This window comes from Azorhizobium caulinodans ORS 571 (assembly GCF_000010525.1).
GTDB classification, from domain to species: Bacteria; Pseudomonadota; Alphaproteobacteria; order Rhizobiales; family Xanthobacteraceae; genus Azorhizobium; species Azorhizobium caulinodans.
This window is the reverse complement of the sequence record NC_009937.1, coordinates 1,082,880-1,106,838: the sequence shown is the minus strand read 5'-3', so window position 1 is coordinate 1,106,838 and position 23,959 is coordinate 1,082,880. Positions and strand designations below refer to the sequence as shown.

Genomic DNA, 23,959 nt, shown 5'->3' with positions numbered 1-23,959 from the left:
ATGACCGCCAGCCTCTCGCGCACCCTCAATGCCATCGGCCTCCTCGCCGTCTGCCTGGTTCTCCTGGTGGCCTTCGTGGATCAGATCGCCTTCGGCGACCTGCCCTGTCCGCTCTGCCTGCTCCAGCGCGCCGGCTTCGTGGGCGCCGCCTTCGGGCTGGCCCTCAACGTGAAGTTCGGTCCCCGGCCGAGCCACTATGCCATTGTCATCCTCTCCGCCTTCTGCGGCGGCCTGATCTCGGGGCGGCAGACGCTGCTGCACATCGTGCCGGGCACGGGCACCTATGGCGATGCGCTCCTCGGCCTGCATTTCTACAGCTGGGCGCTGGTGCTCTTCTGCGTCATCATCCTCGGCTGCGGGCTCATGCTGCTGTTCGACCAGCAGTTCGCCGGCGACAACCGGCCGCTCGGCCCGCGGGCCGCCACCTTCGGCCTTGCCATGGTGGTGCTCGGCTTCCTGCTGGCGTTCGGCAATGGCGCGTCCACCGTGCTGGAATGCGGCGGCGGCCTTTGCCCCGACAATCCCACCTCCTACCAGCTCTTCCAGAAGGGGCCGTAATCCGGCGGAACGGATCGGGAAAAGAGCCGCACGACCGATTCGCTCCCGCTTTGGTCCGCTCCCGTTCCCATCCTGCCAGCGCCTGTCCCGATCCGGCACAGCCTGCCGTTGCGCGACGGTGCAAGACACGCGAAGGCGGCTTAAGCTCGGGCGCAAAAGGATGATCGGGAGCGCCCCATGCCACACCTCCTCACCCGTCTGGCGCTGGCCGGCCTCGCTGCGCTCGGGCTTCTCGCCGCCAGCCCGGCCGCTCAGGCGCAGGAGAAAGTGAGCTTTCCGTCCCGCGACGGCACCCTGATTGACGGCTATCTCTTCCGCGCCGGACAGGGACCGGGGCCGGCAGTCGTCTTCGCCCATGGCTGCGGCGGCCTGATCGGCAAGAATGGCATCAACGCCCGCGAGACCGATTGGGCCCAGCGCCTCAACGGCGCCGGATACAGCGTGCTGATGGTGGACAGCTTCACCCCGCGCGGCGTGCGCAGCATGTGCGCACCGGCCAATTTCCGCTCCGATGTCTATCGCGCCCGTCCGAAGGACATGTACGGCGCGCTCGCCTATCTCCAAGCCCAGCCGTTCGTAAACCCCGGCCGTATTGCGCTCATGGGCTGGTCGCAGGGCGGCGGAACGGTGCTGAACACGCTGCGAACGGACAGTTCCGCCCGTCCGGCGGGCCTTGCCCCATCCCGCGACTTCCAGGCGGCGGTCGCCTTCTATCCCGGCTCGTGCAGCGCCGCCCGCCAGCCGGGCGGCTGGTCGAGCCGCATTCCCCTGCTCGTCCTGCTCGGAGAGAAGGACGTCTGGTCCCCGCTCCAGCCCTGCGAGGCGCTGCTGACGGAGGCGGCGAGCGCCGGAAATCCGGTGACGCTGCGCATCTATTCGGGCGCCTATCATGATTTCGACTGGCCGGGCCTCGCCTATCGCGAGCGGCCGGAATTCCGCACCACGGCCGGCGTCGTGCCCATCACAGGCACCGACCCTGCCGCCCGCTCGGACGCCCTCTCGCGCGTGCCCGCCTTCCTCAGCCGGTATCTCACGGCCGCCGCCCACTGAGGGCATAAGCGAAGCGACAGGACCCATCAGCATCCCCGATGGATGCGGATGCGAGTTTCATTTCCCTTCCTGACGATCCCGCGATAGAGCGTGGATCGAAGCCCTGCCCCTGCGCATTCCTGGTGCACAGGCTTCCGGCCGCGCAACGACGCGGCTTGGGCGGCGCCCGCCGCCACAGCAGAAGAATGGGTCGCCCCTGCCCGGGGCGCCAGGAGGATTCATGTCCGTTCGCGCCGCCCAGTCTCCCTTGGCTGCCATCGCCAACGCGCCTTATCTGCTGCTCAGCTTCACGGCCCTGCTCTGGGCCATCAACATGGTGATCGGCCGCTACATGGTGGGCGCCGTGCCGCCCATCACCACGGCCTGCGTGCGCTGGCTGCTGGCGACGCTGATCCTGCTGCCGTTCGCCTGGCGGCAGATCGTGCGCGACGCGCCCCTCCTCCGCCGCCACTTCTGGCGCCTCGTGCTGCTCTCGTCGACCGGCATCGCCAGCTACAACGCCATGAGCTATTACGGCCTCCAGTACACGCAGGCGCTCAACGGACTGCTGCTGCAATCCATCAGCCCCCTGCTGGTCGCCGTCTGGAGCCTCCTGCTGTTCCGCGACGGCCTGTCGCTCGGCCAGACCGTGGGCGTCTTCATCTCGCTCGCCGGCGTGCTCATCATCATCAGCGGCGGCAGCATCGACACGCTGCTGCACCTGACCCTCAATGCCGGCGACATCTGGATCATGGTGGCGCTCGCAATCTATGCCTTCTACACGGCGATACTGCGGGTGCGCCCGCCGCTCGGGCCGCTCTCCTTCCTTGCCGCCATCATGGCCATTGGCGGCGTCCTGCTCCTGCCGGTGATGGCCTGGGAACTGACCCATGGCGCGGAGCTGCATTTCAACCGCTTCACGCTGGGCGTGTTCGCCTATGTTTCCACCGCCCCCTCGCTGCTCGCCTATCTCGCCTTCAATCGCGGGGTGCAGCTTGTCGGCGCCAACCGGGCGGCGCCCTTCTTCCACCTCATGCCGGTGTTCGGCACGGCGCTGGCCATCCTCTTCCTCGGCGAGACCTTCGCCTGGTTCCATGCGGCCGGGTATGCGCTGGTGCTGACGGGCATCCTCACCGCGACACGGGCGAAGGGTGCAAAGCCCGCCTGAAGGCCTTCGCCAGCCTGACCGCTATCCCTCGTACATCACGAAGCTCGCCCACACCTCGGGATCGTCCGCCTGCGGCACCTTGCCGGCGATGGCGTCCAGCCGCGTCTGGCGCAGGGCGCTGGAGAAAGTCGCGCCGGGCTCGGCGGCATGACGGTAGAAGGCGATCATGAAATTGGCCGCGCCCGCATCTGCCACCGGCCAGAGGGTGAGCAGCGAGCGCCGCGCCCCGGCAATGGCAAGCGCCGTCGGCAGGCCGCGAATGGCGCTCACCGCGCTCCGGTCGCCCACCGCCGTCTCGCAGGCGGAGAGGACCACGAGATCGGCGGCCGAGAGGTCCCAGCCCATCAGTTCCTCGGCATAGAGATAGCCGTCACGGTCATTGGCCTTCGGCGGCTTGTCGTCTCCCGCCCGCGCCAGCACGATGCCGCCGCGCCAGAGCGCGCTCAGGCCATCATGGGGCGGCTCGAAGAAGCCGTGGGTGGCGAGATGCACCACGGAGGCGCCGGGAATGGCCTGACGCAGCGCGTCCTCCGTGCCGGCAGTTCCGGTAAGGACGCGCGTGCCATAGCCCGCGCTCGTCAGAACCTTGCCCACCTCCGCCACCTCGCGCGCGGTGGCCGGGAGCGCCCGCGGGCCCTTCTGCTTGCCGGAGGAGAAGTCCAGTCCGCCCGCCAGAACCGCCTTGCCACCCGGCGCGAGCCGGTCGCGGCGCACGGCGGTGGGCAGGGCGTCCTCGCGCGTCAGCAGGCGCACTTCGTAGATCTGGTCGAGGAATCGCCCTTCGCCATCCCGCAGCGCCGCGAAGGGAATGCCATAAAGCTCGGCATCCGGAACGATGAACAGACGCTCAGCCCCACCGAGCGCACCCGACAGCTTGCCGAACAGGGCCGCATACATTTCCTTCGCCGTGTCCGTCCCCTCCTGACCCACCTTCAGGCGGGCGACGATGTCGGGGAAGCTGCCAAGCTCCAGCACCTGCGGCGGCTGGTCGTGCCGGCGCACCACCGCGAGCAAGCGCTGGTCCTCGATGGCCGCATCACTGCTGCGGGTGCCCTGACGGCGGGTGATCAGAACGAAGTTCACCAGCGCGTCCTTCGGACCGAGCGCGCCGGCGATCGCCGCGTCCAGCGGCGGCGGTTCGGGCAGCTTGAGCGCGGCGAGACGTACCGACAGTTCCCCGCTCTTCTTCTGCACATCCTGAACCAGCGCCTCTTCGTCCCGGCGCTCGGCGGCCGTGCGGCGCTCCGAGAGCACCTCCTGCTGGCGGCCAAGAAGCCGGATGACCTCCTGCGCCAGCGGCTTCACGTCGTCGGGCAGAGTGTCGACCATCTGCCGTAGCCGCGCCCGCTGGCCGCTTTCCAGCGCCTTCCAGCGACCCGCCGCATCCGCGAAAGCCGGGCGGGCGGACGGCTCTTCCAGCGCGAAGCGGCCGAATTCATAGAGGAAATTGTCCGCCAGCACGCGCGTGGTTTCGGCGATGAAGCGGTTACCCGCCGTGCCTACCTCGCGCAGGGTCCAGTCATAGAGCTGGCGATCGAGATCGCGGAAGGTGGCGAGCGCCTTCTCCGGCTCCTGATTGCGCACATGGGCGCGGGCGAGCCCCAGCAGCGCATCGAAGGTGATGGGGCTGCGGGCGGAGAAGCTCGAGGCGGAAATCTCATAGGCCGCCTGCCGCAGGGCCAGCCCCTGCCGCACCTTGCCCTGCCGCTCATACTCCTTGGCGGCCAGCTCGGAGGCCTTGACCCGCATCAGGTCCGGCGCGCTTCGCCAATCCTTGAGGCCCATGAGGGCTTCGAGCATGTCGGGCTTCAGTTGCGGATCGGGCGAGAAGAAGATGTCCGTGTAGGTGTACCAGGCCTTGGCTTGCGCCTCGTGCTCGGAGGTGGGGTCCGCCAGCTTCGCGCCGAAGCGGCCCTGCAGGCGGAAGTAGCGCATGGCCTGCGCCTTGTCGCCCATCTCCAGATAGCTGAGCGCCAGATTGCTGGCGCTCACCAGCGCCTGAATGCTGCCCTCGCCATAATGCTTCACGCGCTTGGCGAGCAGCACCTGATCGATGGGAACGGCGGCCTCGGGCCGGCCGATGGAGCGCAGCGCCTCCGCGAAGTTGTTCGAGACGCGCCACGTGAGCGGCTCGTCCTCGCCCAGGGATTTCAGTGCGATATCGAAATTGCTCTCGGCGAGATTAAGGCCGGGCGCGATGGCGCCGCTGTCCGACAACAGCACCGCGAGATTGTCGCGCGCCGCCACCGTGTCATAGGCGCCGGGGCCTAGGGTCTTTTCCAGAATGTCGAGGCCGGCGCGGGCGTGGGCGATGGCCTTGTCCTTGTCCGGACCCCGGCTCAGGACATAATAGGAATAGGCGAAGTGGATGCGCCCGAGATCGGCCAGCGGCTTGCCCGACGCGGCGCGGCTGGCCAGCGCGTCTTCATAGAGCGCGGCCGCAAGGCGCGGTTGGCGGGCCTGGAGGAAGGCCTCGGCCCAGGTGCGATATTCCTGCAGCGTGCGGGCATCATCGGAGCCGGCGGCGATGGTCTTCAGCACGTCGCGCAGGCAGGGATAGCCCTCCTGCACCTTGCCTTCAGCCAGCAGGCGCTCGCAGCCCTTCATGGCCTGCGTTGTCCCGCCCGCCGTCTGCGCCAGCGCCGCACCACCGGCGGACAGCGCGACCACGCCAATCGCCACACGCAGCAGGAAGACCAGCCGGCCCGACATTCGCCACCTCATCGCATGTTGCGCCAACGCTTGTTGTAAGGCGTCGGCGCCGAAAAGGCGGTGCAAGGTGCTACCGCCCGGCGCCCGGAGACAACCCCCAAGCGCCGGGGAGGTTTCAGAAGCGGAGCTGTTTCACCTGCCGGACATGGGGCAGCGCGCTCACTTTGCCGAGCACGTCCGCCGGCACGGGGCCATCTACCTCCACAAGGGCGATGGCGTCTCCGCCGGGATGGTCGCGGCCGAGCGCGAAGGTGGCGATGTTCACGCCCGCATCGCCCAGAAGGCTCGCGAACCGGCCGATGAAGCCCGGCTTATCCTCATTGGTGACATAGAGCATGTTGGGCGCGAAGCCGGCATCCACCTTGATGCCCTTGATGTCCACGATGCGCGGCTGGCCATCCGCGAAGACCGTGCCGGCCACGTGGCGCTCGAAATCATCCGCCACCACGGACAAGGTGACGAGACTGTCATAGTCGCCCACCGCGTCGCGGGTGGTCTCCTCGATGACGATGCCCCGTTCCTTGGCGACCGAGGGCGCGGACACCACGTTCACATCCGCCAGCACGGGGCGCAGCAGGCCGGCGATGGCGGCGCTGGTGAGCGCCTTCACCTTCTGCTCCGCAACGGCGCCCTCATAGGTGATGCGCACGGTCTTGATGTCCGTGTCGGTGAGCTGCCCGGCGAAGGAGCCGAGCTTTTCCGCCAACGCAATGAAGGGCTTGAGGCGGGGAGCCTCCTCCGCCGTGATGGAGGGGAAGTTCACCGCATTGGAGATGGCCCCCGCCAGCAGATAATCGCTCATCTGCTCAGCCACCTGGAGGGCCACATTCTCCTGCGCCTCAGTGGTGGCGGCGCCGAGATGCGGCGTGCACACCACATTGGGATGGCCGAACAGCACATTGGTCTCCGCCGGCTCCACGGAGAAGACATCGAAGGCCGCGCCCGCCACATGGCCGCTGTCGAGGGCGGCGCGCAGGGCCACCTCGTCCACGAGGCCGCCGCGCGCGCAATTGATGATGCGCACGCCCGGTTTGGCGCGCGCGATGTTCTCGGCCGAGAGGACGTTCTTCGTCTTCTCGGTGAGCGGCGTGTGCAAAGTGATGACGTCGGCGCGGGCGAGCAGCTCGTCCAGTTCCACCTTCTCCACGCCCAGCGCCAGAGCCCGCTCCGGCGAGAGGAAGGGATCGAAGGCGATGACCTTCATCTTCAGCCCGATGCCGCGCTCGGCGACGATAGAGCCGATGTTGCCGCAGCCGATGATGCCTAGCGTCTTGGCCGTGAGCTCCACGCCCATGAAGCGGTTCTTCTCCCACTTGCCGGCCTGCGTGGACGCATCCGCCTGCGGGATCTGACGGGCGAGCGCGAACATCATGGCGATGGCGTGCTCGGCGGTGGTGATGGAATTGCCGAAGGGCGTGTTCATCACGATGACGCCACGGGCGGTGGCGGCGGGAATGTCCACATTGTCGACGCCGATGCCGGCGCGGCCGATCACCTTGAGGCGGGAGGCCTTCTCCAGGATCTTCGGCGTGACCTTGGTCGCCGAGCGGATGGCGAGGCCGTCATAATCGCCAATGACTTCGGCGAGCTTATCCTTGTCCTTGCCGAGATCGGGGCGGAAATCCACCTCCACGCCGCGATCCTTGAAGATCTGAACGGCGGCATCGGACAGCTTGTCGGAAATGAGAACGCGAGGGGCCATGATGCGGCTCCGGATGCAAGGGGGACCGGCCCCGCCGCGCTCAAAGCGGCCGGCGGGGCGTTATGGCAGAAGGTCTGGGCCGGCCGATGCCGAAAGGGCTCAAGGTCCTGATCGGCGGATCAGCGGCAAGGCGCAAAAGGCACGAGCGCGCAGTACGGGTCTGGGCTTCAGAGCGATCTAGGCGACACAACGGTGAGCCAGCGACCCGTCCCCGTTCGCAGCCCTCTCCCGCCTGCGGGGGAGGGTTGGGAGGGGGCATGGCGGAACCCAGCTGACACGCACACGGCAAGATGAGGTCAGGACAAGCCATCAAGGCGCACCTACCCCCTCCCCTACCCTCCCCCGCAAGCGGGAGAGGGAGCGCGTCGCTCTACTGACACCACCGTTCAGACACGCGACTTCACATCACGCACGCGCAAAACCGCTCCGTGCCGCTCGGCCTCAGGCCGCTTGCGGCAGGGAGCCCTTGGCGACGGTGAAGGCCCAGTCCAGCCAGTGGGTGAGGGCCTCTATGTCGGTCGCCTGCACGGTGGCGCCACACCAGATGCGCAGGCCGGCCGGCGCATCGCGATAGGAGCCGATGTCGTAGGCGATGTCGCCCTTCTCAAGGCCGGAGGTGATGGCCTTGGCAAAGGCGGCCTGGGCATCGGCCGGCAGTGTGGTCACGGCCGGGTCCACCACCTTCAGGCACACCGAGGTGTTGGAGCGGGTGACGGGATCGGTGGCGAGGAAGTCCACCCACGGCGTGCGGTGCACCCACTGGGCGATGACCTCGAAATTGCGGTTTGCCCGCTCCTTCAGGCCCGGCAGGCCGCCCACGGACTTCGCCCAGTGCAGGGCATCGATATAGTCTTCCACGCAGAGCATGGAGGGCGTGTTGATGGTCTCGCCCTCGAAGATGCCTTCGATGAGCTTGCCGCCCTTGGTCATGCGGAAGATCTTCGGCAGCGGCCAGGCAGGCTTGTAGGTCTCAAGCCGCTCCACCGCGCGCGGGGAGAGGATGAGCATGCCGTGCGCGGCCTCGCCGCCCAGCACCTTCTGCCAGGAGAAGGTGACCACATCGAGCTTGGCGAAATCGAGCGGCTGCGCGAAGGCGGCCGAGGTGGCGTCGCAGATGGTGAGGCCGGCGCGGTCCGCCGGAATCCAGTCCGCATCCGGCACCATCACGCCGGAGGTGGTGCCGTTCCAGGTGAAGACCACGTCATTCTCGAAATTGACGGCCTTCAGGTCCGGCAGTTCGCCATAGGGCGCGGTCAGCGTGCGGACATTCTCGAGCTTGAGCTGCTTGGCGACATCGGTCACCCAGCCCTCGCCGAAGCTTTCCCATGCGAGCATGTCGACGCCGCGGGCGCCGAGCATGGACCACAGCACCATTTCCACGGCGCCGGTGTCGGACGCCGGCACGATGCCGATGCGGTAGTCGTCCGGAACCTCAAGAACGTCGCGGGTAAGGTCAATGGCCAGCTTCAGCTTGGCCTTGCCCACCTTGGCGCGATGCGAGCGGCCCAGAGGGGCGTCGCGGAGTGCATCCAGCGACCACCCGGGGCGCTTGGCGCAAGGTCCAGACGAAAAATTGGGGTTCGCCGGCTTCTGATGCGGCGCGTCATTGCTCGTCATGTGTCCATCCTTTCAGATGGGCGCTCCCCGTTGGGGGGGAGTGTCCCGCGGACGGGTCTAGGCCGGGCGACACCCAAAAGCAAGCGGCCATTCGACACGACGGCGCGACCAACCAGAACTCTCGGGGCGAGACGGCTTTCATCTCGCACCCGCACAATACTTGACTATTAATATAGCCGGGAATGCTTTCCATCATTGGCCGAGATCAATTTCGACCAGGACAAATACCTGTAGTGTGAGAGCGTCAGGGTGTGCCCGTGTGCACCCATCAGGTGAAAGAGTGCGGCTATGCCTGCACGGTCTCGCCAAGCGGCCTCTCCCGACCTTCCGCAGCCGGAGGCGCCCCGGCGCGTCTCCCATCGCCGCGCCAACCCACTTCATCCCATTATTTCACGCAAGCTCGCGCGCTCCGTCGGGCGCAGGCCCCTCCGGGCGCCGAGCTCTTGCGCCCCACCTCCGAGGACATCGTCATGAGCACGCCCACCAAAGCGCATCATCGCCTCGGCATGAAGGCCCTCGTCGTCGACGACGAGATTGCACTTGAAACGGCTGCGGGCCGCGCGCTGCGGGGACTGGTGGCGGAACTGGAGCGGCGGGACATCCGCATCGTCACCGCCGCCACCTCGTCAGACGCCATCGCCATCGTCGGCTCGGACCCGGCCCTGCAATGCGTCCTGCTGGACTGGGATCTCGGGCCGGATGGCCATGCCCCGGCTATCGCGGTCCTTGAAACGCTGCGCGCGCGCAACCATACGGTCCCCGTGTTCCTGCTGGCGGACCGCAGCGTCGCATCCACCGTGCCGGCGAAGGTCATGGCGCAGGTGGACGATTTCGTCTGGCTGCTGGAAGACACCATCGACTTCGTCGGCGGGCGCGTCGAGGCGGCCGTGGAGCGCTACCGCGCGACCGTGCTCCCGCCCATGTTCGGCGCCTTGGTCAAGTTCGCGCGGGTGCATGAATATTCCTGGCACACGCCGGGCCACACGGGCGGAACGGCCTTCCTGAAATCCCCGCCCGGCCGCGCCTTCTTCGAGTTCTTCGGCGAGCCCCTGCTGCGCTCCGACCTCTCCATCTCGGTGGGTGAGCTTGGCTCGCTGCTGGACCATTCCGGTCCCATCGGCGCAAGCGAGAAATACGCCGCGCGCGTCTTCGGCTCCCACCGCACCTATCACGTCACCAACGGCTCCTCCACCTCCAACCGCGTCATCCTGATGGCGAGCGTGAGCCGCGACCAGATCGCCCTGTGCGACCGCAACTGCCACAAGTCCGCCGAGCACGCGATGACCATGTCCGGCGCCGTGCCGACCTATCTGGTGCCGACCCGCAACCATTACGGCATCATCGGCCCCATTCCGCCCGAGCGGCTGACGACGGCGGCGGTGCGCCAGGCCATCGAGGCCAATCCGCTGACCGCAGGCCTGGCAGATCGGATACCTAAGCACGCGATCATCACAAACTCCACCTATGACGGCCTGTGCTACAACGTCTCCCGCGTGGAGGAACTGCTGGGTGGCAGCGTGGACCGGCTGCATTTCGACGAGGCGTGGTACGGCTACGCGCGCTTCAATCCCCTCTATCGAGACCGCCATGCCATGCATGGCGATCCGTCGGCCCATGGCGCGGACAAGCCGACGGTCTTCGCCACCCAGTCCACGCACAAGCTGCTGGCGGCGCTGTCTCAGGCCTCCTTCATCCACGTGCGCGACGGGCGCCGCCCGATCCCGCACTGCATCTTCAACGAGACGTTCATGATGCACGCCTCGACTTCGCCGCTCTATCCCATCATCGCCTCCAACGACGTGTCGGCGGCGATGATGGATGGTCCCGGCGGCGCGGCGCTGACGGGTGAGTCCATCGCCGAGGCCGTCGCCTTCCGGCAGATGATGTCGCGTCTCGCCAATGAGGCGGCCGAGCAGGGCGACTGGTTCTTCGACTGCTGGCAGCCGGACACGGTGCGCGACCCGAAGACCGGGCGCGTGACCCCCTTCCACGAGGCATCGCCGGAAGCGCTCGCCACCGATCCGTCCTGCTGGGTGCTGAAGCCGGACGCCCAGTGGCACGGCTTCGGCGCCATCGAGGACGGCTATTGCATGCTCGACCCCATCAAGGTCTCGGTGGTGACGCCGGGCGTCGCGCCGGGCGGCGGACTGATGCCCGTGGGCATTCCCGCAAGCCTCGTCACCGCCTATCTCGATGCCCGCGGCATCGTGGTGGAGAAGACCACGGACTTCACCATCCTGTTCCTGTTCTCGCTGGGCATCACCAAGGGCAAATGGGGCTCGCTCGTCAGCGCCCTGTGCGACTTCAAGCGGGACTACGACGCCAACCTGCCCATCGAACTCGCTATTCCGCCGCTCGCTGAAACCACCGGCGACCGCTATCTCGGCCTGGGCCTGAAGGATCTGGCGGACACCATGTTCGCGGCCATGGACGAACTGAAGACCACCGCCATGATGGCGCAGGCCTTCTCCCTCCTGCCGCATCCCGATTTCAGCCCCGTGCAGGCCTATGAGCGGCTGGTCCAGGGGCAGGTGGAACAGGTGACGCTGGACGAACTCGCCGGCCATACGGTCGCGACCGGCGTGGTGCCCTACCCGCCCGGCATCCCGCTCTTGATGCCCGGCGAGAATGCCGGCCCGGCAGATGGCCCCGTGCTCGGCTATCTCAAGGCGCTGGAAGCCTATGACCTGCGCTTCCCCGGCTTTGCCCACGACACGCACGGCGTGGAGGTGGAGGACGGGCGCTATCTCATCCACCGCATCGTGCGCTGAGGGGCTGCGAGCATGTCCTCCACCGACACCGCCCCTGCCGCTTCCACCGACGCCGAGGCCGCAAAGATCGGCCTCGTGCCGGCGACCCTGATGGTCGCCGGCAACATGATGGGATCGGGCGTCTTCATGCTGCCCGCCAATCTCGCCGCCATCGGCTCCATCGCCGTCATTGGCTGGCTGATCACCATCGCCGGCGCCGTGGCGCTGGCGCTGACCTTCGCCCGCCTCGCGGCCATCGATCCGGCGGCCGGTGGTCCGTATGCCTATGCCCGCAAGGCCTTCGGCGACTATATGGGCTACCAGACCAACCTCATCTACTGGCTGGCCAATGTGGTGGGCAACGTGGGCCTCGCGGTGGCCGGGCTCGGCTATCTCACCGCCTTCTTCCCGGCACTGAAGGACCCGCTCACCTCCGCCCTGGCGCAGGTGGCGCTCATCTGGTTCTTCACCTATGCCAACATCCTCGGCCCGAACGTGGTCGGCCGGCTGCAGTCCTTCACGACGGTCTTCGCCCTCATCCCCATCCTCGGCATGGCGGTGTTCGGCTGGTTCTGGTTCTCTCCGGCAACCTATGCGGAGGGCTGGAACGTCTCCGGCAAGGAGAGCGGGGCGGCCATCATGGCGACGCTCAACTTCACCCTCTGGGCCTTCATCGGCGTGGAGAGCGCCTCCGTATCGGCGGGCGTGGTACGCAATCCGCAGCGCAACGTGCCCATCGCCACTGTGGGCGGCGTGGTGCTGGCAGCTGTCGCCTACATCCTCTCCTCCACCGTCATCATGGGCATGATCCCGAACAAGGCGCTCATCGCCTCCTCGGCACCCTTTGCGGATGCCGCGCGGCTGGCACTGGGCGATATCGCGGGCTCGGCGGTGGCCATCTGCGCGGCGCTGGGCTGCCTTGGCTCGCTCGCCGGCTGGACGCTGCTCGTCGGCCAGACTGCGAAGGCGGCAGCGGATGATGGGCTCTTCGGAGCCGTGTTCGCCAAGGTGAACGCGAAGGGCGTGCCCTCGGCGGGCCTTGCCATCGTCGCCGCGATCATGACCGTGCAGGTGTTCGCGACCATGTCGCCGACCGCCAGCCAGCAGTTCGGCAAGATTGCGTCCATCGCGGTCATCATGACGCTGTTGCCCTACATCTATTCCGCCATTTCCATCAAGGTTCTGGGCTACAGGAAGATGCCCACGCACCAGTACAACATCTATGTTCTGGTGGGCCTCGGGGCTGCCGCCTACAGCCTCGTCGCCCTCGTGGGCTCGGACGGCGAGCAGACCCGCTGGTCGCTGATCTTCGTCATCGCCACCATCGTCTTCTATTCGGCGGCCATCACCCGCAAGCGGGAGATCGAGGAGAAGCATCTGGTGCCCGGAGGCGCGGCGCCCACCTGGATCCGCTATGTGACGGTGACAGCCACCATCCTCGCACTCGCCGGCCTGTTCTGGATGTCCATCGGACGTTACGAGACTCAGAACCTGCGGACCCGCTCGCCCGTCCCGCCCGCACAGACGACGATGCCCGCGCCCGTCGGGACGACGAAATAGCCTGTCGGCCCATGCCGGCCGCCCCAGCACCGGCTTGGGTCTCCGTTCCTGACCTTATGATTAGTATGGCCAACTGCACTCTGACGTTACGGCGGGTGGCGCACGGAACTGCGCGAGCTCTCCGACCCGCTCCTCTGGAAGCCGGCGGGCGAGCCCATCATCCCAACGGCCAAGGTTTCGCCTGAAAAACGCAGCCGTAAAGATGCTCGTCGCGTGGAACCGCAGTGCCACGTCAGCGTTAGTCGCATGTTCCTTCAGTATAACGGAGTGCCCGAACATGCGCCGCACCTTCCTTGCGCTTGCCGCGACCGCCGCTCTTGCTTTGCCGGCCCTGCCCGCGCTTGCGCAGACCGCCGCTTCCACCGACGTGTTCGTGAAAGCCGCGCCGACGGACGTGCTGAGCTACAACCTGATCGGCCTCAACGTGACCAATGGCAACAACGAGACGGTGGGCGAGATCAAGGATCTCATCCTCTCGCAGGGCCAGCTGTCCGGCTACATTCTCTCGGTCGGCGGCTTCCTCGGCATGGGCGAGCGTTACGTGATCGTCCGCCCGTCGTCGGTGAAGGTCACCTATTCCGAGAACGACAAGAAGTGGATGGCGACGATGGACGCCACCAAGGACCAGCTCAAGGGCGCGCCCGAGTTCAAGTATGAGGGCCGCTGGAAGCGCTGATCTTCCACTCATCAAGGAAAGGCCCCCGCCCGGGGGCCTTTCGCACGTCCGGCCGCCGTCAGGCGATCCAGCCGTGACCTTGCAGGCTGGTGAAATCCAGCTGCACGATCAGGTCGTTATAGTCCCGGTCGCCGCCACCGAAGGTGTCCTCGAAGCCGAAGGTGTTGAGCCCGTAGCTCCACAGATGGGTGACAGACGCACCGCCGACGCTCTCATTGGCCGGCGGGAAGCCCCAATAGGTCTGCGTACCGTTGGTCAGGGCCATGGCGACAAGATCGCCGTGATGGACCCCATTCACCACGGCCTCCGTATAATTGCCGTAGCCCGGGTCCGGTACGGGACCGGCCGCTCCCCCGACCACATAGGCATGGGCCGCAGCCGCGGCGGCATAGCCCGGGTCGCCGGGCGCGATGCCGTCGACCGTCCCGGAGAGATCATCCACCTTGTAGAGCATGAGGCTGGTGGCATCGACGCCGTTCTGGCGGAGCCGCACGACGGCCTGATGCGCCGCGCCGTCATCGGCCACGTCGGCCACCGCAACCGGCCGCGCCACCGTGACGCCCGAAGAGACGCCGCCGAACGACGCGAAGCCGTACTGCGACGTGAGATCCGCCTGATAAAGCCCCAGCGGCAGCCCGGCCACCGAACTGCTGAGTGACGCGCCCGCATCGGCGTGGACCGTGGTGGGCGTTGCCTGCGCACCGCCATCCAGAAGACGCACGAGATCCGGATCGAAGTCCTTCTGCATCACCTGCTGCGCCAACCGGCTGCTCCAGGCCAGCGCATTGCCCTCGCTCACCCCTTGCACCACATGGCCACCGTCATTCAGTTCATAGGCGCCGAGCGCCCCCGTCGCCTGCACCAGCAGGCTCTGGGCGGCACCGCTCTGTGCCGACGTATCACCGATGCCGGTCAGCACGGGAGCCGCCGGATGAGCGTCGAACTGGCTGTGCGCGATGGTGCTGAGGGCCCGCGCGAGCAGGAGGCCGTTCGGGGTGCCGAGGCCGGTTGCCTGATCGTAGCCCGCGGAGGCCGGATAGCCGAGGCCCGTGGGAACGACCTTGGTGCCGCTTTGCGTCAGCACATAAGGCTTGTCCGCTTCCGTTCCCGTGTAGAGGTAATAGGTGGACGTGTTGTTGCCGATGGTCACGTCGCTGAAGGAGCCGGGCGCGATGGCCGCCGCCTGATAGAGCAGGTCGTTGAAGTATCCGAGTTGCGGCAGGCCCTGATCCTTGAAGATGGTGTCGATCTGCGCGGTCAGCGCGGCCCACAGGGGTGTCGCGGCGCTGGTGCCGGCAGACGCGCCGCCGTTGAGAATGCTGTATTTGGAATTGCCGCCCGCCAGTGCGGAGACATCCGGCAGCCCCCGGCCCGTCTCGCCCTGGGCGTTGGTGGGCGTCAGGCCGAAGTCCGTCTGGTAGGAGGGAATGAGCGATCCCGCATTGATGCCGCCGGTGCTGGCGCTGTTGCTGGCATAGCTCGAATTGATCGACTCCCCGTTCACGGAATAGGTATTCCACACCGTCTGCACGAAGATGCTGTAGGTCTCTGCCGTCATGTGCTGCGGCAGCACCTTCATGCCGGACGCGGTGAGCGCCATCAGCGTGACCGGATCATTGGTCATGCCGGCCGTGTACAGACTGCTGAGTGTCGGATCGCCGCTGGCGGTCTGAAGGTTCGAGATGGAGGCGCCACCGACAATGACGGCATAAGGCGAGCTATGGGAGGGGCGCCCCATGGCCGTGCCAGCGCCATATTCGCCGCCGGAGCCGCCATCGCCGGAGGACAGGAACACCGACATGTTTTTCAGGGCGGCATCCACGAACAGGCCCTGATAGGCGCTGGCGAAGGGTGAGTTCGGAGAGAAGCGCTGCTGATCGGTGAATGAGGAACTCAGGACGGATGGGTTGTTGACGCTATCGAAGATCGCATTCTGATAACCGACAAAGGTCTGGTTGCCGGTATAGGCGTAATAGAGCTGCTGGCTATTGGGCGCGGCTCCGGCGATGATCGACACGTCCAGCGATTCCTCGCCAGGATCTCCCACTCCGATACGCGCATTGGCGCCACTGATGATCTGAAACTGGCTGCCCGTATAAGCCGGCAGTCCCAGCACCGAGGTGCGGTAGGCGTTCAGCGCGGTTTCCAGATTTGCCGGAACGCCGCCCTCCACGAGGCCGATGGGCGTTGTGACCACGCCCTTGCTGGTCAGCGGAAAATTGTAGGCCTCCGCCACCTGCGTCGGCGTGGGATTCGACTCGTTGGCGCCCGTCTGGCTGTTGCCGGGGCTCTGCGCGCCCTGTGACAGCGCAACCGGAGCGGCCGGATTGGGGGTAGGCGAGCCATAGGGCGTGGGAGTAAGGGTCGACACCCAGATGCCCGAGACCTGCGACTGGATGTTGGACGGAAGGGAGAGATTGCCCGACCACGCGTAATTGACGTAGCTGCCGTAAAACTGATTGGCGCCGGCGTAGACGAGCAGGTCCGTGTTGAACAAGGTCTTGAACTGAGCCGGCGTCAGGTTGAGCCAGACGGTGCGGGAGTCTGCCGAGGAATTGTAGCCGTCTTCGACGGTGAGGGTGGAGGCGCCGGTCAGGCTCTCCACCGTGGACTGAACGCCGGAATAGAACTTGCTGCCGCCATATGTGGCCCACACGGCGGTCTGATCCGCCAGCGCCACCTGCCGGTCCGCCCATGGCATGGACAGCAGCGCCGTCGGGTCCGCGTTCCGGTTGACAACGAGGCCCACGGTGATGGTGGACGACGCAATGTCGGCAACCTTCAGCTGGAAGGCGTAGCCGTTCTCGCTGCTGCCCTGATCCTGATCGATGAAACCAAGGTCGTTGAGGCCCGTTTGCGTGGTCAGGTCGGCGACCGCCACGAGCGGAATCGGGGCGGGAAGGCTGGTATCCGCCGGGGGCGCCGCCTTCGCGTTGCCAAACATCGTCTGGGTCAGAAGCGACTGGACCTGGCCGAGGTTCGTGGCGGAGAGGTTGGTGGCCGGCACAGCCGCCAGCGCGGAAACCTGCGCCGAGGTCGCGAGCTGGTAGCTGGAGTAATCGAAATAGGTCGTGTTCTGAACGGCCGTGTAAGTCGTCGCCATGCGGGCCCCACCCCACGCTATGAGCCACCGGCGCGACAAGATGCCGTAACCGCGCCGGCGAGCTGGAAACGTACTAATACCATACCACCCATGGCAAAGCCGTGTCTCGCCCGGAGCTTGCACGTTTGATGGCTGGCGCGCTCTCGGCTAGTGTCCGGCATCCCAGAAGGCAGCCAGAGCCGGTTCATGAGCCTCTTCCAGATCTCCTCGCTTTTGGCGCCCCTTTCCCCCAGCGATCCCGCCCTCGGCTGGAAGGGCCTCGCCTGGGATTTCGCGGCACTCTACGGCCTTGTCATCGCCGGCATCCTCGTGGTGCTGGTGACGGTGGGCACGTTCTTCGAGGTGATGAACGCCCGCCATCCCGAACGGCGCATCCAGAAGAACCGCATCAACAAGCGCAAGTGGCAGGAGTTGGCCCATGCGCCCGGCTCCATCGCCATCATCGCCTTCTGCTTTTCCGGCGGCCTGTTCGCTCAGGCGCAGGGGTGGACCATCTCGCCTCTGCCGCTCACCTGGTGGTCCGGCCCGCTGATGCTGGCCATCTCGGTGGTGCTCTATGATGCGTGGTTCTACTGGATCCATCGCCTGCTGCACTGGAAGCCGCTGTACCGCTTCCATGCCCTCCACCACAAAAGCGTCGCCCCGACGGTCTGGACGAACCATCACGAGAGCCTCATGGAGGGCCTTCTCAACCAGGCCTTCTATCTGATCCTCCCCTTCATCCTGCCGATCCCGTGGCAGATGCTGGTGCTCCAGAAGCTCTATGACCAAGCAAGCGGCATGCTGGGCCATGCGGGCTTCGAGCATTTCGCCTCGCCAGCCGGGCGCACGCCCTTCCCCTTTGCCTCCACGGTCTTCCATGACCAGCACCACGGGCACTTCAAATACAATTACGGCCACACCTTCTCCTGGTGGGACCGGCTCATGGGCACGCTGCACCCGCGCTATGACGCGACGCTGGAGAGTTTCGAGCCCGCGCACATGCAGGCGCCGACGGCGCAGGGCGAGACCAAGGCCGCCAAGGCGGAGTGAGGGCCGGCTCAAGGCCTGCCGGCAGAGCATCAGAACCAGCGGGACGGAACAGAATGACGGAGCATACGGGCGAGGCGGCTCGGCTGCCCTCTGGAGCGGTGTTCCCGCAGGAGCGCATCCGGGCCGCATTGAACTTCGGCAACGTGCTGTTCACCACGCAGGATGACGCGGGCGCGCCTGTGGGCCTCGGACCGGACCTCATGCACGCGCTCGCGGACCATTTCGGCCTCGGGCTCGACATCCGCTCCTATGCCCAGCCGCCGGATGTGGTGGCGGATGCCAATACGGATGCGTGGGACGTCACCATTCTGGCCATCGAGCCGGCGCGCGAGGCATTCGTTGCCTTTGCCGCGCCGATGACGCGGATCGAGGCCACCTGCGTGGTGGACGCCGCCTACACCGAGACCTCTCTGGCGGAACTGGATCGGCCCGGCTTCCGCCTCGCCGCCATGGATCGCAGCGGCTACGAGCTTTACCTCAGCCGGACGCTGAAAGCGGCCACCCTCGTCAAGACCGCCTCGTTCGCCGAATCCATCGCGCGCTTCAACGCCGGGGAAGCGGATGCCGTGGCGGGCCTCGCCACCATGCTCGCCGGGCGGCTGCCGGACATGCCCCGCGGGCGCTTGATGCCGCACAGCTTCCAAACCATCCACCATGGCTTCGCAGTGCCGCACGCTCTGGCGCCCCTGCTGCCGGCGATCAATGCCTTCGTGGCGCAGAGCGCCGCTTCGGTGATCACGCAGGCCGTCTCCCGCCACGGCATTGTCGGGCTGACGCCCGCCTGAGCGACGGGCCTCAGCCGGCCAGCGCGCTCGCCTCGAAGTCGCGCACGAACGCGGCGACCCGCCGGTCCACCTTGATGTCCGAGGGCCGGATGGGCCGCACCAGCGACAGGCCCGCCAGCGAGCGGGCGCGGGAGAGGGCCACATAGGCCTGCCCCGCCGCGAAGGCGCCGTTGTCGAAGTCGATGCGCACGTCTTCCAGCGTCAGGCCCTGCGCCTTGTGCATGGTCATGGCCCAGGCCGGCACCAGCGGAAGCTGCGTGTAGGTGCCCACCACGTCGCTCTCGATCTTCCCCGTCTTCTCGTCGAAGACGTAGCGCATGCGCTCCCAGGTGAAGGCCTCGATCTCCACCGACCCGCCGCCATCGAGCCGTACCAGCGCGCTGTGCGGGCCGATGCCTGTCACCGTACCAACCGAGCCGTTCACCCAGCGGCGCGCCGGATCGTTGCGCAGCGCCATCACGCGGGCGCCGGTCTTCAGCACGAGGCGTTCGGGCACCGGCAGGCGGTCGCCATCAAGCCCGAACTCGCCCTTCAGCACCCCCTCGAACTGCCGCTCGCCACCCGGCAAGGCCGCAAGGCCGCGCTGGTTATAGGCATCCGCCCGCGCATTGGTGGGCGTGAGCAGAACGGGCAGCACGCCGGACCGGTGCGGTCGCACGCAGGCCTCGTTCAGCGCGGTCAGCGCCTCGTTCAGCCGCTCGCCGCGCCGGATGGCGGAGAGATGGCCGATGAAGGCGTCGTCCTGCTGGCGGTGGACCACGGTGAAGGGCACGCGGGCCACGGGATGATCGGACAGCACCTTGGCATGGAAGGCGAAGGGTCCCTCGTAGCCCATATGCTCGAGGATCTCCTGCTCCGCATAGGGCACCACGGGCGGAAGCTGGAGGAAGTCGCCCACCAGCACCACCTGCACGCCGCCGAAGGGCGTGTTGCTCTCGCGGGCGATGCGCAGGGTGCGGTCCACCGTATCGAGCAGGTCCGCCCGCACCATGGAGATTTCGTCGATGACCAGCCGGTCCAGCTTCTTCAGAAGCCGGCGCACCTGAACGCGCGGCTTCACCTCCTCCGGCTGGAGGATGCGCGGCGGAATGCCGAAGAAGGAATGCAGCGTCTGGCCGCCGAGCTGCAAGGCGGCAACGCCCGTGGGCGCGAGGAAAACCTGGCGCCCACGCGGCGTCTTGCGCAGCTCGTGCAGGAAGGTGGTCTTGCCCGTGCCGGCACCGCCGAGCACCAGCAGCGCCCGCGCTCCCGCATCGATGTGCCGGAGCGCGCGGACGGCGCCATCTTCCGGCGCCGGCACAAGGCTCACGGCAGCAGACCGGTCTCGCGGGCGTAGTCGAGCAGGTTGCGCTCGGGCCGGGCGCCCATGTGGGAGATGATCTCGGACGCGGCGAGCGCGCCGATGCGCAGCGAAGTCGCCGGATCGAGGCCGCGGGTGTAGCCGGTGAGGAAGCCGGCGGCGAAGAGATCGCCCGCGCCCGTCGTATCCACCACCTGCGCCACCGCATGGGCGGGGGCGGAGACCACCGCATCCTTGGCCACGAACAGGGCGCCGCGCTCCGAGCGCGTCACCACGGCGGAAGCCACATCCCGGCGCAACTGCACGAGGGCGGAATCGACGTCCGCCGTCTCATAGAGCGACTTCAGCTCGCCCTCGTTGCAGAAGACGAGATCGACAGTGCCGTTGCGCATGAGGTCCAGGAATTCCGCCCGGTAGCGATCGACGCAGAAGGCGTCGGAAAGGGTCAGCGCCACCTGACGGCCGGCGGTGTGTGAGATCTTCGCGGCGGCGAGGAAGGCCTCCTTGGCCGCCGGCGGGTCCCACAGATAGCCTTCGAGATAGGTCACGGCTGCGCTTTCGACGCTGGCAGCATCGATATCGGCAGTGGTGAGGTTCTGCGCCGCACCGAGATAGGTGTTCATGGTGCGCTCGCCGTCCGGCGTCACCAGGATGAGGCAGCGGGCGGTGGCGGGACCCTCGTTCGCGGCGGGCGTGCCGTAAGCGACGCCGGCGGCGCGGATGTCATGGGCGAAGGTCTTGCCGAGGCCGTCCTCCCGCACCTTGCCGATGAAGCCGGCGCGGGCGCCGAGCGAGGCCGCACCTGCCGCCGTGTTGGCCGCCGAGCCGCCGGAAATCTCGATGCCGGGCCCCATGGCGCCATAGAGCTGCTCGGCCCGTGCCTCGTCGATGAGGCTCATGGAGCCCTTGGGCATGCCGTGGTCGGCGAGGAAGGCCTCGTCCGCGCGGGCGATGACATCGACGATGGCGTTGCCGATGGCGAGAACGTCGAGAGTATGGGACGACACGGCCGGGAAGCTCCAGAAAATGCGTGGCTGCGGGGTTAGCATCATGGCGTTGCCTGCGCAAACGTCATGACCAAGCGGAGAGCAGCGCACCAACGGTCATATGGTAGCGACCAAAGCCGCAGATTGTCGGTTAATCTCGCTCACAAAACGTGACTGCGGGCAGCACGTGTCGATGCTAAACGCATCAGGCTGCAATGAATGGGGAAGGACCGGTCGGACATGGCGCGCAAGTATTTCGGAACGGACGGGGTGCGGGGCCGGGCGAATGCGACCTTGACCGCCGATCTCGCCCTGCGCGTCGGCATGGCGGCCGGCCTCGCCTTCCGGCGGGGCGAACACCGCCACCGGGTGGTGATCGGCAAGGACACCCGCCTCTCGGGCTACATGATCGAGAACGCGCTCGTGGCCGGCTTCACCTCGGTGGGCATGGACGTTCTGCTGCTGGGCCCGATGCCGACGCCGGCCGTGGGCATGCTCACCCGTTCCATGCGCGCCGACCTCGGCGTGATGATCTCCGCCTCGCACAATCCCTTCGACGACAACGGCATCAAGCTGTTCGGCCCCGACGGCTTCAAGCTCTCCGACCAGATCGAGCATGAGATCGAGGAACTGATCGACGAGGATCTCTCCAAGAAGCTCGCCCAGCCCATGGACATCGGCCGCGCCCGGCGCGTCGAGGGCGTCCATGCCCGCTATATCGAATATGCCAAGCGCACCCTGCCCCGCGACCAGTCCTTCGAGGGCCTGCGGGTGGTCGTGGACTGCGCCAATGGCGCCGCCTACCGCGTCGCGCCCGATGCGCTCTGGGAACTGGGCGCCGAAGTCATCAGCATGGGCGTCGAGCCCGATGGCCTGAACATTAATCGCGACGTGGGCTCCACCTCCCCCGCCGCCCTCTCGGCCAAGGTGCGGGAAGTGCGCGCGGACGTGGGCATCGCGCTCGACGGCGACGCTGACCGCGTCATCATCGTGGACGAGAAGGGCCATGTGGTGGACGGCGACCAGATCATGGCCGTGGTCGCCCACTCCTTCAAGGAAGACGGCCGGCTGTCCCGGGACGGGATCGTCGCGACCGTCATGTCCAACCTTGGGCTCGAGCGCTATCTGAAGGACGAGGGCCTGACGCTGGCCCGCACCTCGGTGGGCGATCGCTACGTTCTGGAGCGCATGCGCTCGGATGGCTACAACGTGGGCGGCGAGCAGTCCGGCCACATCATCCTCTCCGACTATTCGACCACGGGTGATGGCCTGCTGGCTGCCCTTCAGGTGCTGGCAGTCGTGGCGCGCAGCGAGCGTCCGGTGTCGGAGGTCTGCCACCGCTTCGACCCGCTGCCCCAGGTGCTCAAGAACGTGCGCTATTCCTCCGGCAAGCCGCTGGAACACGAGAACGTCCAGAGCGCCATTGCCGATGCCGAGCGGCGGCTCGCCAATCACGGCCGCCTGCTGATCCGTCCCTCCGGCACCGAACCCGTCATCCGCGTGATGGGCGAGGGCGATGATTTCGAGCTGGTGGAAGGCGTGGTGGACGAAGTGATCGAGGCGCTGCGCAAGGTCGCGGCCTGACGAGCGCGGAGGAGTGCGCGCGATGCGGTTTGGACGGCGGGCGCTCCTTCTGATCTCGATGCTGGCGGCAGCCTGCCCTGCCGCCGCCTCTCCCGATGAGGATGTGCTGGGAAAGGCGCAAGGCTATCCTGTCGCCCCCAGCCTGGGGCAGACGCGGCAGGAGCCCTATATCGTCGGCTCCTTCAGCGGCATGGAGAAGATTGCCGAGACCTGCCGGATGTCACCCGCGGCGGTTCCCCGTCCCCTGCCGGCCGCCCCGGCCGGCGCGCCGCTGACCTATCGCTACAAAGGCGCCGACTACACCCTCGACGATTATATGGCGCACCAGCGCATCACCGGCCTCATCGTCCTGCATGACGGGGCGATCGTTGCCGAGCGCTACGGCTATGACCGCACGCCGGACATGCGGTTCCTCTCCAATTCCATGTCCAAGACGGTGACCGCGCTCGCCATCCTGAAGGCGCAGGAGGAAGGCCGCATCCGCTCGCTGGACGACCGCGCGCAGGACTATGTGCCGGAACTCTCCGGCTCGCTTTATGGCGGGACGCGGCTGGTCGATCTCATGCGCATGGCATCCGGTGCCCGCTTCACCGAGACCTACACGCCGGGCGACGACCGCGCCGCCTTCAACCGGATCATGTCCCGGACGGGAACGGTGGCGGCCCTGAAGAGCGTGACCGAGCGCGCCGTCCCGGCCGGAGAAGCCTTCAATTATGCCGGCGCGCAGACGCAGGCGCTCGGCGTAGTGCTGCGCGCGGCCACCGGAGACACCCTTTGCCATTATGTGGAACGCACCCTCTGGCAGCCCATGGGCGCGGAATCCCCGGCAAGCTGGATCCTCAACCGGTCCGATCACGTGGAGATCGCACAGGGCGGGCTGAATGCGACCCTGCATGATTATGCCCGCCTCGGCCTGCTGCTGGCGGATGACGGCATGGTGGCCGGGCAGCCCGTGCTCTCGCGGGAGCACTTATTGGACATGACGGCGGCCGAGCGCCAGCCGGAGGCCTTCCGGCCGGGCCGGATGAACTGGCACGGCAGCACATATGTCGGCTACGGCCTCCAGGTGTGGCTCTGGCCCGGCAGCCACCGGCGCTTCGCTCTTCTGGGCATTCACGGCCAGTCGATCTTCGTCGATCCCGATCTCAAGCTCGTCATCGTGCAGACCGCCGTCGGCAAGGACGCCGCCGGCGACGCGAGCGGCGCGCATCTCGGTGCCGAGCGGGGCGCGCTCTTCCGCGGCATTGTTGCGCGCTACGGGAGCTGGTGAATGGCGCCACACCTTGATGATAGAGGTACAAAGGTATTTCGAGCAAAAATGCCGGTGTTCAGGCGAGGACCCATGAACCGCGCGCCTTGCTGCGAGAAGGCAATTCGGTAGGGTTAAGCAGAAGTTA

At 67.0% G+C, this 23,959-nt stretch carries 16 protein-coding genes; 10 read left to right on the top strand and 6 right to left on the bottom strand.

What is annotated here, in order from left to right; all coding sequences use genetic code 11:
* The 3 genes from AZC_RS05070 to AZC_RS05060 all read left to right on the top strand — a co-directional run bounded on the left by AZC_RS05070 (position 1) and on the right by AZC_RS05060 (position 2,755).
* The gene (locus AZC_RS05070; RefSeq protein ID WP_012169520.1) at positions 1-558 is read left to right on the top strand and encodes a disulfide bond formation protein B; all 558 of its coding nucleotides are present in this window, start codon (positions 1-3) and stop codon (positions 556-558) included.
* Positions 559-735: 177 nt separating this feature from the next.
* Positions 736-1,608, top strand: a complete 873-nt coding sequence (locus AZC_RS05065) for a dienelactone hydrolase family protein (protein ID WP_012169519.1) — start codon at positions 736-738, stop codon at positions 1,606-1,608.
* 220 nt (positions 1,609-1,828) lie between these two features.
* Positions 1,829-2,755 (top strand): DMT family transporter, encoded by a 927-nt coding sequence (locus AZC_RS05060; protein ID WP_012169518.1) that lies wholly within the window; start codon positions 1,829-1,831, stop codon positions 2,753-2,755.
* A 21-nt stretch (positions 2,756-2,776) separates the two neighbouring features.
* On the opposite strand, the gene AZC_RS05055 is transcribed toward AZC_RS05060, so the two are convergent.
* The 3 genes from AZC_RS05055 to AZC_RS05045 all read right to left on the bottom strand — a co-directional run bounded on the left by AZC_RS05055 (position 2,777) and on the right by AZC_RS05045 (position 8,786).
* Complete coding sequence (locus AZC_RS05055; protein WP_043878920.1) at positions 2,777-5,467, bottom strand: CHAT domain-containing protein; 2,691 nt, start codon at positions 5,465-5,467, stop codon at positions 2,777-2,779.
* Positions 5,468-5,582: 115 nt separating this feature from the next.
* Positions 5,583-7,172 carry a phosphoglycerate dehydrogenase gene (serA, locus tag AZC_RS05050; protein WP_148209803.1) on the bottom strand — a complete coding sequence of 530 codons (1,590 nt, stop codon included), beginning with the start codon at positions 7,170-7,172 and terminating at the stop codon, positions 5,583-5,585.
* A 438-nt stretch (positions 7,173-7,610) separates the two neighbouring features.
* Complete coding sequence (locus tag AZC_RS05045; RefSeq protein WP_012169515.1) at positions 7,611-8,786, bottom strand: phosphoserine transaminase; 1,176 nt, start codon at positions 8,784-8,786, stop codon at positions 7,611-7,613.
* Between the two features lie 470 nt (positions 8,787-9,256).
* Here AZC_RS05045 and AZC_RS05040 point away from each other — a divergent pair, with 470 nt between their 5' ends.
* The 3 genes from AZC_RS05040 to AZC_RS05025 all read left to right on the top strand — a co-directional run bounded on the left by AZC_RS05040 (position 9,257) and on the right by AZC_RS05025 (position 13,772).
* Positions 9,257-11,557 (top strand): Orn/Lys/Arg decarboxylase N-terminal domain-containing protein, encoded by a 2,301-nt coding sequence (locus tag AZC_RS05040; protein WP_043878919.1) that lies wholly within the window; start codon positions 9,257-9,259, stop codon positions 11,555-11,557.
* Positions 11,558-11,569: 12 nt separating this feature from the next.
* Complete coding sequence (gene adiC / locus AZC_RS05035) at positions 11,570-13,096, top strand: arginine/agmatine antiporter (protein ID WP_012169513.1); 1,527 nt, start codon at positions 11,570-11,572, stop codon at positions 13,094-13,096.
* Between the two features lie 277 nt (positions 13,097-13,373).
* Positions 13,374-13,772 (top strand): PRC-barrel domain-containing protein, encoded by a 399-nt coding sequence (locus AZC_RS05025; RefSeq protein ID WP_043878917.1) that lies wholly within the window; start codon positions 13,374-13,376, stop codon positions 13,770-13,772.
* Between the two features lie 58 nt (positions 13,773-13,830).
* Here the strand turns inward: AZC_RS05025 and AZC_RS05020 are convergent, their stop codons facing one another.
* Positions 13,831-16,875: a DUF4114 domain-containing protein gene (locus tag AZC_RS05020; RefSeq protein WP_043878916.1), complete on the bottom strand. Its 3,045-nt coding sequence runs from the start codon at positions 16,873-16,875 to the stop codon at positions 13,831-13,833.
* Between the two features lie 186 nt (positions 16,876-17,061).
* Between AZC_RS05020 and AZC_RS05015 the strand changes: the two genes are divergently transcribed.
* On the top strand, positions 17,062-17,907 hold the full coding sequence (locus AZC_RS05015) for a sterol desaturase family protein (RefSeq protein ID WP_052285861.1): 846 nt from the start codon (positions 17,062-17,064) through the stop codon (positions 17,905-17,907).
* Between the two features lie 53 nt (positions 17,908-17,960).
* Entirely contained in the window at positions 17,961-18,692 is a 732-nt protein-coding gene (locus tag AZC_RS05010) for a transporter substrate-binding domain-containing protein (protein ID WP_052285860.1), read from the top strand.
* Between the two features lie 10 nt (positions 18,693-18,702).
* On the opposite strand, the gene AZC_RS05005 is transcribed toward AZC_RS05010, so the two are convergent.
* Together AZC_RS05005 and AZC_RS05000 are read right to left on the bottom strand one after the other, a co-directional pair.
* Positions 18,703-20,001 (bottom strand): ATP-dependent DNA helicase, encoded by a 1,299-nt coding sequence (locus AZC_RS05005; protein ID WP_012169508.1) that lies wholly within the window; start codon positions 19,999-20,001, stop codon positions 18,703-18,705.
* The gene (locus AZC_RS05000; RefSeq protein WP_012169507.1) at positions 19,998-20,999 is read right to left on the bottom strand and encodes an adenosine kinase; all 1,002 of its coding nucleotides are present in this window, start codon (positions 20,997-20,999) and stop codon (positions 19,998-20,000) included. Before AZC_RS05000 ends, AZC_RS05005 begins: the two co-directional genes overlap by 4 nt.
* A 219-nt stretch (positions 21,000-21,218) precedes the next feature.
* On the opposite strand from AZC_RS05000, the gene glmM reads away from it, so the two are divergent.
* The gene (gene glmM / locus AZC_RS04995) at positions 21,219-22,562 is read left to right on the top strand and encodes a phosphoglucosamine mutase (protein WP_012169506.1); all 1,344 of its coding nucleotides are present in this window, start codon (positions 21,219-21,221) and stop codon (positions 22,560-22,562) included.
* Between the two features lie 22 nt (positions 22,563-22,584).
* Entirely contained in the window at positions 22,585-23,832 is a 1,248-nt protein-coding gene (locus tag AZC_RS04990) for a serine hydrolase domain-containing protein (RefSeq protein WP_043878915.1), read from the top strand.
* Positions 23,833-23,959 lie beyond the last annotated feature (127 nt).